Source organism: Sphingobium yanoikuyae, assembly GCF_013001025.1.
Taxonomy (GTDB): Bacteria; Pseudomonadota; Alphaproteobacteria; order Sphingomonadales; family Sphingomonadaceae; genus Sphingobium; species Sphingobium yanoikuyae_A.
On record NZ_CP053021.1, the window covers coordinates 2,256,021 to 2,268,713 of the forward strand.

Sequence of the window (12,693 nt, forward strand, 5' to 3'; positions counted from 1 at the left end):
ATAAGGTCATTGCACGTTTCGGGGCGGGATGCGGCCGATCATGGCCGCGTCCCGCCCCGCATCAGGTCCGTCCCGTCTTAGAGCGGGATCGAGGTGCAGGCGCGGCGCGCGGTGCTGGTGCTGTCAAACGGCGCGTAGGCCGAGTTGCAGGTCCAGCCGGCGAACCAGGTGTCGTTGGCGTCCTTGACCGCGCCGACATAGGTCGTCGTGTCGAAGAAGCTGTCCAGCGTCTTGGCGTCGATCGCGGTGGCGGCGGTTTCGGCCGCACCGTTGATGAACACCGCGCTCAGCGAGGCCGTGTAGGCATCATTGTTGTTGTTGCCGCTGAAGATCGCGGCGACATCGGCGGCGGTGTAGGCGGTCGAACCGCTACCCGAACCGATATATTTGGTCGCGTTGCACTGCATCAGCACCGAACGGGCGGTCAGCGTGGCGCGGGTCGCGGCAGTGCCGGTACCATGCAGGCGGACGCACTCGTTGTTGGGCGACACGACGATGCCGTTCACCAGCGACAGGTCGCTGTTGCCGCGGTTCAGGATCGATGCCTGGTCATTGGCTTCGTTGTTGCTGCTGACCTGCGACTGGATCGCGGTGAAGTTGGCGACGATGGTGTTCTGGCGCGGGGTATCGCTTTCCAGACCATTGCTGTCGACTTCCATCAGCGCGTCGCCCTGGCCCGGACGCTGCACGATCAGCACATATTGGAAGCGGCCCTGGATGCCGGTGTCGGCGTCGAGGCTGTCGTCATCCGCGCCGGTGGCGATATAATGCTTCATGTGGACCGTGCCGCCGAAGAATTCCGCGCCGTCGTCCGAGCTGTTGAAGCTCTGGATATAGTCCAGCGTGGTGGCGCTGCCGGTGCCTTCGGTCGTCAGCGCCTGCAGCTCCGAGTTGGAACCCAGAACATAGCCCGAATAGCGGATCTGCACATATTTCATCGTGCCCGCATTATAGGTGTCGTCACGACCACCATAGACGGCCGGATCGGCCGAACCTTCGGTCTGGCGCTCGCAAGTGTCTGCGCCAACGGAACCGCCGCTGTTGCAGTCGGTGACGCGCGCACGGCCCATCAGCACGACGCCGCCCCACTGGCCCATCGAGTTTTCAGTCGAGTTGCCGTTGATATTGTCGCGGCTGGTGAAGATGATCGGCGCGCTGGCGGTGCCGACGGCGTTGATCTTGTTGCCGCGGTTGACGGCCAGCCAGCTCGTGCCGGTGCCGCCATAGACGATGACGCCCGGCTCGATGGTCAGGGTGACGTTGGTGTCGGCGGTCAGTTGGCCACCGACCAGCGTGAAGCCGTTGGCGGTGGTGCAGCCCACGGTCGAGCTGGTGACGGGCGCCGAGGCGGTGGGCGCAGCGAAGCCGCTGTCGCAGCCGACGTCGACGCGGCCCTTCATCTGATAGACCAGGCCGGCAATCTTGGGCAGGGTGATGCTCTTGGCGATGATCGAAGGCAGCGTGCAGACGCGCCAGGCATCACCGTTCGCGCTGGAAATGGTGCCCTCGTCGGTCAGACCCTTGGGATCGGCGATCGTCGGGCAGCCCGCAGCCGGGGTGACGGCAGCCGGGGTCGGCGTGGGGGTCGGGGTCGGCGTGGGGGTCGGGGTCGGGTTGATGATGACGTCGCCACCGGTGCCGGGCGAAGCGATGTCGTCCGCGCCGCAGGCAGCCAGCGCCGCGCAGGCGCAGCCCGCCATCAGGATATTATGGATACGGTTGATCTTGGCCATGTCGTCTCCGCTCCGGCTTCTGCCGGGTTTGTTGCGATGCGGAGCGCAAGGGGGAAAAGCGAATCGGACAACGCCCCCTGTCGCCCTCGGAAGCGGCAGGTAGGCGCGGTAAATGACAGCCTCATTTTCCTTTTATGACATATCGGGGTCGGTAAAATTACAGTTCAAAGACAGTGACCCAACCGCCACAGCAACAGAAAGGGGCGCCGTCCATCGGACGACACCCCTGCGCGAGCCACTGAAACAGGGCGTTCAGCGCATCGCATAGCTCGTATTCAGGCGGGCCGAGGCGCGCTGCGCGATCGAGCGCGAGGATTCCTCGCTGCCATCGGCCAGCACCAGCGTCATGTCGGGCACGCGTGCCACCGCGGCATAGGCTTCGCGCGCGTCACTGGTGCGACCCATGCCCGCATAGGCATTGCCCAGGTTGATCAGGCGCGCCGGATCGTTGATGGTGTCGGGCCAGACCGCCTGCAGCTTGCGGGCGGCCTTGTCGAAATCATGGGCCAGCAGCGCCGACGCGGCCAGACCCGCATCCGGCACGACGCTGACGATCACGTCATCCGCCGCCGATGCCATGGCCGGCACTGCCGAAGCCAGAAGAAAGCCCGCAACTGCCGCCGCCTTGAACATCGATTTTCTCCGAAAAAACTTTCCAACATAGCCGGAATTATTTCATCTTGATGACATCGACACAAGATCAGGCATGGGCGCCGATTCCATTTTATATCGGTGCAATTTCATTGCCTTATGCGATTTTCACATCAGTGTCATAAAAGTGAAATCGAATGCGGCATGCAAATTTCATCCGATTCGAATCGCATCATGCACGCGAAAAAAGGCCATGCGCCGCAAGCGGCGTGGCCTGAAAAAACATCGTCGATGGATTGGGTCCGGAGGCTTCTGTTGCCCGGCGCCTCCGGGGGCCGCTGAATTCCCTTCTGTTGCCCGGTGGGCTCAACCGCGCTATTTTAGAGTAACGTCAGGCCGTGAGGCCCTCAATTACGCTGCAATGGCGAGTGCTTCGTTATCGTTGGCACTTGTGAGTTTTGCACAGTTTAACGGCTTACACGGGCCGGGTAAAAGCATCGCCTTTGAACACACGTCGATCCTAGTTCGGCCCCATCAGACACCCCGCCAGACCAAAGGTCTTCCGGGACATGTGGTGGAACCGCCGGGTACTGCCCCCGGGTCCGCTGCGTCTATTATACGACACGATTTATCACCATAGCCGGGCGAGCCCGGCACCCCCTATATGGCGGCGGCCGCGCGATTTATCAAGCCGGTGTTGGATGATGGAGGCGGCATTATGTGTATCGTGGCACTGGCCTGGCGGGCGCACCCGCGCTGGCAGCTTGTCCTGATCGGCAATCGCGACGAATATCATGCCCGTCCCGCCGCCGCGATGGCGCGCTGGGACGATCGGCCGGGCCTGATCGCCGGGCGCGACCTGCAATCGGGCGGCACCTGGCTCGGCGCGGACGAAGAGGGTCGGGCGGCCGTCATCACCAATTTGCGCGGCTTCGGCGACCCCCTGCCCGACCGCGCCTCACGCGGCGCACTGGTGACCGACCTGCTGACCGGCAGCGGCACCTATGCCGATCCTAACACTGCGGCACTCGACGATTTCAACCCGTTCAACCTGCTGCTCGCCGACCGCGACCGGCTCGTCTTCCTCACCAATCGCCCCGAGCCCCAGCGCAGCCTGCTCGCGCCCGGCCTCTACGGCCTCTCCAACGGGCCGCTCGACCAGCCCTGGCCCAAGACGCTCGCGCTCAAGGAGGCGATGCTGCAATGGCTCGTCGCCGGCGCGACCGATCCCGAAAACCTGTTCGACGCCCTGCGCCGCGAGACCCTGCCCGCCACCGGCATCGCCCCGGCCACGCCGTCCGACGCCCCGCTGGAGCCGCCACTCTCGCCCATCTTCATCCGCAACTCCGTCTATGGCACACGCTGCAGCAGCATCCTCGCCATCGCCCCGGACGGCACCGGCCTGGCGCTGGAACGCCGCTTCGATGCGCAGGGCGAGGTCACTGGCAACAGCAGCATCCCCTTTCATTGGCCGGCTGCCTAATGACGGCGATACTTGCGACCGCCCCAAACAACCAAAGGTGGTCACTCCATCAGATCGTTTACATTCCTGTTAGCGATGCCGGACCAGACGAATGATCTCAGGAGACTGCGCATCCATAAACATGTAGGCGCGGCCTAGCAGCGCTTGCTTCCCGAAATCGTCGAACTTGTTCTGTCCAAGCGGCGTTATCAAAACCTCGTCGGGCGTTAAGCCGTCAAGATGGCGCTTATCGATCTCATCCCAATGTGCTTTCGCGACCGTGCTGAGCACCACATTCACGGCTGGATGATTATAGCGCACGAGTATGTTGCCATCGTCCATCGGAGCGGGGTTCATGTCAGGATGGAAGCTCAAAATATCAGCCAAGACTTTGAGAGAAGTTGCTTTGGCATCAACATCGGACAGACCGTCATCGAGTATCACGCAGGTTCCGTTGCAAAAGACCGCAAAGTCCTTTTTGCCATTTGAATAATAGGAGATGCGATCAATCACGGCGTCAGTCGGCTGCGAAAAAGATGGCTTCCAAGTCGGGACAGGTGGAAATGCTTTTTTTGGCGTCGGCGTCGCGCGAGCGTTGCCCAAACCTAGTGCCGCCAGCGACCCGGCAATGAAAGATCGTCTCATCACTTAACTCGCCCCACTTCACCATATCGTCCAACACAATTCCATCCGGCTGCTCGCATATCCGCCAACAGATTGCCACTCACCCACCGCAGCTACCGGCTCATGATCGTAGCTGAAAGTCCGCAATTAGGCGATTATTACCGAACGATTTTCTCGGCGCAGCTTCAGTCATCGCCAATCACCTCCTCCAAACCGGACGGTCTGAAATCCACCCAATTCAGCCCCCGCCCGGCTAAGCCCCCTTGTCCCCATAAACAAAGGCCCGCCGTCCCGACCGCAGCAGCACTTCGCGCCGGACATAGTCGACCTCATAGGCGTCGGCGCTGGCGACATCCGCCTCCGTCAGGCGAAACAGCGTCCCCTCCACCGCATCCTCGGGATCATCGCTCGGCTCGACCATCGGGTGCCAGCGCGTGCCGCTCTTGGCGATGACGTCGGGGTCGCTGATCTCGATCATGCGCTGGCGATAGCCCGGCATCGCATCCGGCTCGCCCTGCACCAGCCGGCCGAACAGCGCCCTCTGCACCTCTGCCAGCCGCAGCGTGCCATAGGAAAAGAGCAATATCTCGGTCATCACCACGCTCCTCCGCTCAGCCCAGGGCCGCATTGACGATGCGGATCTGAGTGAATTCCTCCACCCCGGCCAGCCCCTGGTGCCGGCCGATGCCCGATTGCTTGGCGCCGCCGATCGGCACGTCGAAGGGCAGGTCGAACAGCCGGTTGACCCAGACCAGCCCGCTGTCGATCCGCGCCGCCATCGCCTGCCCGCGCGCCGCATCGGCGGTCCATACCGACGCGCCCAGTCCATAGGGGCCGTCATTCACCCGCCGGACCAGCTCCTCCTCGTCATCATAGGCGAGCAGCGGGATGATCGGCCCGAACTGTTCCTCCTGCACCAGCCGCGCCGCGTCGGGCAGGTCGGTGACAATGGTCGGCGCAATATAATAGCCGTCCCCCTCCATGGGGGCACCGCCATGCAGCACCCGCCCCTGCGCCCGCGCCTCCGCCAGCAGGTCGACCAGCCGCGCATATTGCGCCGCATTCTGCACCGGACCGATGGTCGTGCCGGCCGCCCGACCGTCGCCGACCACCGCCCGCTGCGCGCATTCGACCAGCGCCGCGCCCAGCGCCGGCATCAGCGCGCGCGGCGCATAGATGCGCTTGACACCCAGGCAGACCTGCCCGGCATTGCCCATTGCCCCGTCGAACAGGATCGGTGCCACCGCCGCGACATCGGCATCGTCCAGCAGGATCGCCGGATCATTGCCCCCCAGTTCCAGCGTGAAGCGCTTCACCGTGTCGGCCGCCGCCGCCATCACCCGCCGCCCGGTCGCGGTCGATCCGGTGAAGCTGACATGGGCGATTCCCGGATGCGCCGTCAGCATCGGCCCGACATCGCCGGCATCGCCCAGCATCTGCACCACCCCGGCGGGGAAGATGTCGGCCGCCAGCGCGCCCAGCATCAATGTCGTCAGCGGCGTCGTCGGCGCGGGCTTGGCGATCACGACATTGCCCGCGATCAGCGCCGGCGCGAGCTTGAGCGCCAGCAGCAGCAGCGGATAATTCCACGGCACGATCGCCGCCACCACGCCCAGCGGATGGCGCTGCTCGACCACGCGCTCGGCCGCGCTCTCCTTCAGCACCACCGGCTCCAGCCGCAGCCCGGCATGATAGCGCAGCGCCGCCACCGCCCCCTCGATCTCGCCCCGCGCCTCGGCCAGCGGCTTGCCCTGTTCCTGCGTCAGGAGCGTAGCAAAATCCTCGGCCCGGCCCTCCAGCGCATCGGCCAGCGCCGCAATCCGCGCGCCACGCGCAGCAAAGTCCAGCGCGCGCCAGCCGGCAAAGGCCCGCTGCCCGGCCGCCACCGCCCGCTCCACCTGCGCCGCATCGGCACAGGGCGCGGCGGCAAAGACCTGCCCGTCCGCCGGATTGACAAGGTCGATGGCGCGCGCGCCATCGACCAGCTCACCATCGATAAGAAGCTGCATCCCGCCCCTCTACCGCAGCCATGCCATGCTGCAAGCCTGTCCTACAGTGATGCGATCCGCTAGACCCACTTCATAAGCGGCGACGTTCCGCATCGGGGGAGTATATGCACGCAAATCGCATTGGCGGCCTCGCCATCATGGCCATCCTTGCCTCGCTCACCGGGTGCCGGCAGCCAGTTCAGGACACTGCAACCCTGCAAGCGATTGAACGGGAAGCCAAAGCCTTGGCTGCGCGAACGCCCGCCAGCCAGCAATTCGTGCCCAAAAGCCGTTGGCCACATCACATTGCGCAGCTCGATCCCATGAGCGTCACGATTTCCCCCGATGGCGTCGACATTCTGACAAAGCCCTATTTTGACGGCGGCTGGGGCTATTTCATCACGCACGATAGCCGGAAAGGTCCGCCGTCAGGCCCACACTTCTCCAAGATCGGCCATGATATCTACTGGTATCAGCCCGATTGATGGCCCGCATAGTCCTCGCTGCACGGCGCACAAAGGCAAGCGGGCCGGCGCGCAACAAGATTTCCAACAATTGTTCCAAAATATCAGAATGTGCGGGAAATATGCGAAGTTAAGCGGGCGATTTCCTATTTCTCCGCCGGCGCGTCGACCCGGTCGCCATGGCTTTTGGGCGTCGAATTGACCAGGAAATCGACCGGCGCGCCGCTCCTGTTCTGCGCCCGGTGCGGCACGCCCGGCGGCACTTCCAGCCCCTGGCCCGCTTTGAGCACATGGGTCACCCCGCCCGCCTCCAGCGTCAGTTCGCCCGACAGGACATAGAAGAATTGCCGCGCCCGCTGGTGATAATGGCGTATCTCCGCCCCGCCCGGCACGATCCGTTCCTGGATCACCGACATCTCGTCGCGCTTCACCAGATGCCAGCCATCATTGCTGCCACCCCAGACATAATGTTCGGCATTGGCCCTATCTATCGGCGCGATCGGGGCATCAGGCGCGGCAGCGAGCAACAGGGGGAGAAGCAATATCGTCATGCCCGTCCCAACGATCCGCCACCCCCATCCCGCCATGCCACTGGCGCCCATGCCCCCTGCCCCCTATAGCGGAGCCATGGCATCGACCCAGAAGCAGAAGAAGGCGGCCCCGGCCCGCGCGAAAGTCCGTCCCGCCGGGTTCCCCACCCGGCAGCAGGTGATGGACTTCATCACCGAGTCCGACACCCCGGCCGGCAAGCGCGAAATCGCCAAGGCGTTCGGCCTCAAGGGGCAGGAAAAGATCGCCTTGAAGGCGCTGCTCAAGGACATGGCGGACGAAGGCCTGCTCGACATCGGACCGGCGCGCGCCTTCCACAAGATGGGCGGCGTGCCCAAGGTGACGGTGCTGCGCATCGTCGATGTCGACGACACCACCCTGATCGCCACCCCCGAACGCTGGGAGGCCGAAGGCCAGCCCGCGCCCCGCATCCGCGTGGTCGAACGGGGCAAGCGCGGCGCGCTGACGATCGGCGACCGCATCCTCGCCCGCACCGAGGAAGCGGGCAAGGGCTGGCTCGCCCATCCGATGAAGAAGCTCGCCAAGGCGACCGAAATGCTGCTCGGCGTGGTTGAGGAAATGGCCGACGGCAAGCTGTGGCTGCGCCCGGTCGACAAGCGCATCCGCAAGGATACGCCGATCAGCGACATCGGCACCGCGAAGAAGGGCGACCTGGTCCTGGCCGAGCCGACCGGTCGCCCGCCGCGGATCAGCGCGCGCGTCACAGACATTCTTGGCGATCCCTTCGCCCCGCGCAGCTTCAGCCTGATCGCGATCCACAAGCATGGCATCCCCCATGTCTTCCCCGAAGCGGTGGAGGAGGAAGCGGTTATCGCGTCGAAGCTGCCGCTGCATGAAGACAAGCGCGAAGATCTGCGCCATCTGCCGATCGTCGCGATCGATCCGGTCGACGCCCGCGACCATGACGACGCCGTCTGGGCCGCGCCGGACGAAGATCCCGCCAATGAAGGCGGCTATAAGGCGATCGTCGCGATCGCCGATGTCAGCTATTATGTCCGCCCCGGCAGCGCGCTCGACCGCGAGGCGCGCAAGCGCGGCAACAGCGTCTATTTCCCCGACCTGGTCGTGCCGATGCTGCCGCACCAGCTCTCGTCCGACATGTGCTCGCTGCGCGCCGGTCAGGACCGCGCCGCCATGGCCTGCCATCTGGTGATCGATGCGCAGGGCAAGGTGAAGAGCTTCCGCTTCTCCCGCGCCATCATCCGCGTCGCCGCCGTCCTCGCCTATGAAAATGCGCAGGCCGCGATCGATGGCGAGCAGGATAATGATTTGCTCGAACCGGCATTGAAACCGCTCTGGGCCTGCTGGGCGCTGCTGCGCAAGGCCCGCGAAAAGCGCGATCCGCTTGCGCTCGACCTGCCCGAACGGCGCGTGGTCCTCGACGAATGGGGCAAGATCGTCAGCGTCGCGGTGCGCGAACGGCTCGACGCCCATATGCTGATCGAGGATTATATGATCGCCGCCAACGTCGCCGCGGCCAAGGCGCTGGAGGCGAAGAAGGCGCCGGTCATGTATCGCGTCCATGAAACGCCGGGCCGCGACAAGCTGGTCGCGCTCAAGGAATATCTCGCCACCTTCGACATCGACTTCGCGCTCGGCCAGGTGATCCGCCCGTCCACCTTCAACCAGCTGATCAAGAAGGTCGGCGAGTCGGAGGAGAAGGAGCAGATCATGACCCAGATCCTGCGCTCCCAGACCCAGGCCTATTATGCGCCGCAGAATATGGGCCATTTCGGCCTGGCGCTCGGCAGCTACGCCCATTTCACCTCGCCCATCCGCCGCTATGCCGACCTGCTGGTCCATCGCGCGCTGGTCGGTGCCTATGATCTCGAACTGCCCGCACCCAAGGACAAGGCGATCCCCGACCGTTCCTCCCTCAGCCAGGAGGATTATGAGAATATGGGCCGGGTCGGCGAGATGATCTCGGGCCACGAACGCCGCGCGATGGAGGCGGAGCGCGAGACAATCGACCGCTATGTCGCCGCCTTCCTGTCGGCCCATGTCGGCGAGGTGGTGAAGGCGCGGATCACCGGAGTCCAGAATTTCGGCTTCTTCGCGACGGTCGAGGGGCTGGGCGGCGACGGCCTCGTGCCCGTATCGACGCTGGGCGCCGAACATTTCTTCTTCGACGAAGCGGGCAAGGCGCTGCAGGGCGTCGAAAGCGGCGACGGCTATACGGTGGGCCAACGGCTGGAACTGCGCCTCGCCGAAGCCGATCCAATCAACGGCGCGCTGCGCTTCGAGCTGCCCGACAATCCGGCCCCGCGCGGCAGCCCGCTGAAACGCGACCGCACCCGCCCCAAAATCCACCGCGGCCGCCCCACCAACATCCGCCACATCGGCAGCAGCCGGGGCAAGCACAAGAAACGCTAGGGGACGGGCGTAGCGCGCGCCCTCCTTTTACTCCGTCATGCCAGCGCAGGCTGGCATCTCATTTTTCTTCATGGGCCGAAAGAAAGAGATATCCCAGCCTGCGCTGGGATGACGAAAGAACCATTGCGTCATTCAACATCAAAGGATGCGGCGATAGCTAAAGCTTCATCATATTCTGATCGGGCGAACTCGAAAGGTCCGAAGCCGCTATAGTCACGCTTTGGTCGATGAGGTTGGGCGAAAGCATTCCATGTTACAATTTGATCATCCGATCGAACATGAGCGATCAACGGCCAACAACCAGCTTCGCCACACTCGCAAAACAACGCGTAAATTTCACCAGCCTCATCGCCTTCAATTGGCCCCTCTCGGCCCATGAAATACGAAGTCAGCGGACCGAGGTTGAAATATGCCGGCACTATGCCGCCGTAGCCACCCGCCGGATCCATATAGCCATTGGCACGCTCAAAGGCTTCCACAAGATCGGCCAATGTGACGCCATCGATACAGGGCATCAACGATACAGGCCCCCCATCCAGATATTCGATTTTGAACGTAAGCACTTGGGTCATTAGGCAGCCTAGATCGGCTGAATGCAATTCTGCAAATGATCATTGGCCGATACCCGACAGTGGAAATCCCCCGCATCCCCTTCCCCCCATCGTCATCCGCGCCTATAGGCTGTGTCCCATGATCCTCGTCATCGACAATTATGACAGCTTCACCTGGAACCTGGTCCATTATCTGATGGAGCTGGGGGCCAAGGTAGAGGTCGTGCGCAACGACGCTATCTCGGCGGGCCAGGCCCTTTCGAGCGGGGCCAAGGCCTTCCTGCTGTCGCCCGGTCCCTGCACCCCCAATGAGGCGGGTGTCAGCCTGGATCTGGTCGCCGCCTGCGCCGATGCCGGCGCGCCGCTGCTGGGCGTGTGCCTGGGCCATCAGGCGATCGGCCAGCATTTCGGCGGCAAGGTGGTGCGCGGCGGGCTGATGCACGGCAAGACATCGCCGGTGCGCCATGACGGCACCGGCCTGTTCGCCGGCCTCCCCTCGCCCTTCACCGCGACCCGCTATCACTCGCTGATCGTCGAGGATATTCCGGCCGACCTGGTGGTCAACGCGACCAGCGAGGACGGTTCGGTCATGGGCTTCCGCCACGCGACCCTGCCGATCCATTCGGTCCAGTTCCACCCGGAAAGCATCGCGACCGAACATGGCCATGACATGCTGGCCAATTTCATGAAGGTCGCCGGCATCCCGGTCCGCGAGCGCGAAGCGGCCTAAGGCCGCTCCGGGGCAGGCCGCATGTCAGTGCGGCACCGCCCCCGTCTCCACCCCGATCTTGTCGTGCAGGGCGAAGCGGTCGACGATGTCGGCGCTCGCCCGGTTATAGCCGACCACCTCGACCATGCGCCCTTCGCGCCGCAGCCGGGCGATGATCTTGTCGAGCGCGCCGACGCCCGAAATATCCCAGAAATGCGCACCCGACACGTCGATCAGCACATGGGTCGCGCTTTCCTCGCCCGTGAAGGCGCGGGTGAAGCGGTCGACCGAGGCGAAGAAAATCTGGCCGGTGACGCGATAGGTCTCCCGACCATCGGCCTCGCTGCGCTCCACCGCGAACATGCGCTGCACCTTGGCGGCGAAGAAGATGCCCGACAGCAGCACGCCGGTCAGCACGCCCAGCGACAGGTCGCGGGTTGCCACCACGACCACCACCGTCGCCAGCATGACGGCCGAGGAGGTCGGCGGATGGCGCCGAAGATTGGCGATCGAGGCCCAACTGAAGGTGCCGATCGACACCATCACCATCACCGCGACCAGCGCCGGCATCGGGATGCGCCCGACCCACGGCCCCAGCACCGCCAGTAGGAACAGCAGGAAGGCGCCAGCGACGAAGGTCGACAGCCGCCCGCGCCCGCCGGACGTGACGTTGATCACCGACTGGCCGATCATCGCGCAGCCGCCCATGCCGCCGAACAGGGACGCGACGATATTCGCCCCGCCCTGCCCCATGCATTCGCGCTGCTTGTCGCTGTCGCTATCGGTCATGTCGTCGACGATCTGCGCGGTCAGCAGCGATTCGAGCAGGCCGACCGCCGCCATCGTCACTGAATAGGGCAGGATGATGCGCAGCGTGTCCCAGGTCAGCGGCACCTGCGGCAGGGCAAGGCTCGGCAGCCCTTCGGGCAGGCGCCCCATGTCGCCGACGGTATGCACCGGCAGGCCCAGGCCGATCGACAGCACGCTCAGCAGCGCGATCGCCACCAGCGGCGCCGGCACCGCCTTAGTGATCCGGGGGAAGAGATAGATGATGGCCAGCCCCCCCAGCACCATCGCATAGGTCTGCCAGCCGACATTCGTGAGCTGCGGCAGTTGCGCCATGAAGATCAGGATCGCCAGCGCATTGACGAAGCCGGTGATGACCGATCGCGACACGAACTGCATCAGCAGGTCGAGCCGCAGCAGCCCGGCGATGATCTGCACCACGCCCATCAGGATCGTCGCGGCAAACAGATATTCGACGCCATGCTCGCGCACCAGCGGCCCGACCAGCACGGCGACGGCGGCGGTCGCGGCGGAAATCATCCCCGGCCGCCCGCCGATCAGCGCGATGGTGATGGCGATCGCCACCGAGGCATAGAGGCCGACGCGCGGATCGACCCCGGCGATGATGGAAAAGCCGATCGCTTCGGGGATCAGGGCGAGCGCGACGACGATGCCGGCCATGATGTCATGGCGCGCCGTCCGGGCGTCGCTGAACCATTGGCGGCGATAGCGGCTGAAAAATTGGGTCATGTCGAAAATCCACATCAGGTCACATGGCGCCAACGCGGGCGCTTGTTCGATAATCATGTGTGATGTTGTCCGGCGGATCGGCGGCCGGAATA

The 12,693-nt window shown here is 64.3% G+C and carries 12 protein-coding genes, 1 other RNA gene and 1 other annotated feature (1 of these 14 cut by a window edge); of the genes, 4 read left to right on the top strand and 9 right to left on the bottom strand.

Annotated features, from left to right (window positions below; genetic code table 11):
* Positions 1-77: 77 nt before the first annotated feature.
* From HH800_RS11145 to ssrA, 3 genes are all read right to left on the bottom strand, one after another.
* Positions 78-1,733 (bottom strand): hypothetical protein, encoded by a 1,656-nt coding sequence (locus tag HH800_RS11145; RefSeq protein WP_169861103.1) that lies wholly within the window; start codon positions 1,731-1,733, stop codon positions 78-80.
* A 252-nt stretch (positions 1,734-1,985) separates the two neighbouring features.
* Entirely contained in the window at positions 1,986-2,366 is a 381-nt protein-coding gene (locus HH800_RS11150; protein WP_004207460.1) for a hypothetical protein, read from the bottom strand.
* 297 nt (positions 2,367-2,663) lie between these two features.
* Positions 2,664-3,018, bottom strand: a transfer-messenger RNA (tmRNA) gene (gene ssrA / locus HH800_RS11155).
* Between the two features lie 24 nt (positions 3,019-3,042).
* Here ssrA and HH800_RS11160 point away from each other — a divergent pair.
* Complete coding sequence (locus HH800_RS11160) at positions 3,043-3,807, top strand: NRDE family protein (RefSeq protein WP_169861104.1); 765 nt, start codon at positions 3,043-3,045, stop codon at positions 3,805-3,807.
* A 69-nt stretch (positions 3,808-3,876) separates the two neighbouring features.
* Here the strand turns inward: HH800_RS11160 and HH800_RS11165 are convergent, their stop codons facing one another.
* The 3 genes from HH800_RS11165 to HH800_RS11175 form a co-directional block, all read right to left on the bottom strand.
* A complete protein-coding gene (locus HH800_RS11165; RefSeq protein ID WP_169861105.1) occupies positions 3,877-4,431 on the bottom strand; it encodes a hypothetical protein in 555 nt (184 codons plus the stop codon).
* A gap of 232 nt (positions 4,432-4,663) precedes the next feature.
* Positions 4,664-5,005: a gamma-glutamylcyclotransferase family protein gene (locus HH800_RS11170; RefSeq protein WP_169861106.1), complete on the bottom strand. Its 342-nt coding sequence runs from the start codon at positions 5,003-5,005 to the stop codon at positions 4,664-4,666.
* A 16-nt stretch (positions 5,006-5,021) separates the two neighbouring features.
* Positions 5,022-6,419 carry an aldehyde dehydrogenase family protein gene (locus HH800_RS11175; RefSeq protein WP_169861107.1) on the bottom strand — a complete coding sequence of 466 codons (1,398 nt, stop codon included), beginning with the start codon at positions 6,417-6,419 and terminating at the stop codon, positions 5,022-5,024.
* 137 nt (positions 6,420-6,556) lie between these two features.
* On the opposite strand from HH800_RS11175, the gene HH800_RS11180 reads away from it, so the two are divergent.
* The gene (locus HH800_RS11180; protein WP_169861108.1) at positions 6,557-6,883 is read left to right on the top strand and encodes a hypothetical protein; all 327 of its coding nucleotides are present in this window, start codon (positions 6,557-6,559) and stop codon (positions 6,881-6,883) included.
* A 125-nt stretch (positions 6,884-7,008) separates the two neighbouring features.
* On the opposite strand, the gene HH800_RS11185 is transcribed toward HH800_RS11180, so the two are convergent.
* Positions 7,009-7,413: a cupin domain-containing protein gene (locus HH800_RS11185; RefSeq protein WP_235682091.1), complete on the bottom strand. Its 405-nt coding sequence runs from the start codon at positions 7,411-7,413 to the stop codon at positions 7,009-7,011.
* Between the two features lie 76 nt (positions 7,414-7,489).
* Between HH800_RS11185 and rnr the strand changes: the two genes are divergently transcribed.
* Positions 7,490-9,805: a ribonuclease R gene (gene rnr, locus HH800_RS11190; protein ID WP_169863302.1), complete on the top strand. Its 2,316-nt coding sequence runs from the start codon at positions 7,490-7,492 to the stop codon at positions 9,803-9,805.
* A 128-nt stretch (positions 9,806-9,933) separates the two neighbouring features.
* Here the strand turns inward: rnr and HH800_RS11195 are convergent, their stop codons facing one another.
* Complete coding sequence (locus HH800_RS11195; RefSeq protein ID WP_169861110.1) at positions 9,934-10,377, bottom strand: hypothetical protein; 444 nt, start codon at positions 10,375-10,377, stop codon at positions 9,934-9,936.
* Positions 10,378-10,495: 118 nt separating this feature from the next.
* On the opposite strand from HH800_RS11195, the gene HH800_RS11200 reads away from it, so the two are divergent.
* Complete coding sequence (locus HH800_RS11200; RefSeq protein ID WP_004207469.1) at positions 10,496-11,086, top strand: anthranilate synthase component II; 591 nt, start codon at positions 10,496-10,498, stop codon at positions 11,084-11,086.
* 24 nt (positions 11,087-11,110) lie between these two features.
* On the opposite strand, the gene HH800_RS11205 is transcribed toward HH800_RS11200, so the two are convergent.
* A complete protein-coding gene (locus HH800_RS11205; RefSeq protein WP_169861111.1) occupies positions 11,111-12,601 on the bottom strand; it encodes a SulP family inorganic anion transporter in 1,491 nt (496 codons plus the stop codon).
* 63 nt (positions 12,602-12,664) lie between these two features.
* Positions 12,665-12,693 (bottom strand) — a sequence feature (sul1 is cis-regulatory element that is thought to sense ions involved in sulfur or methionine metabolism; They are found in Alphaproteobacteria); it runs 27 nt beyond the window's last position.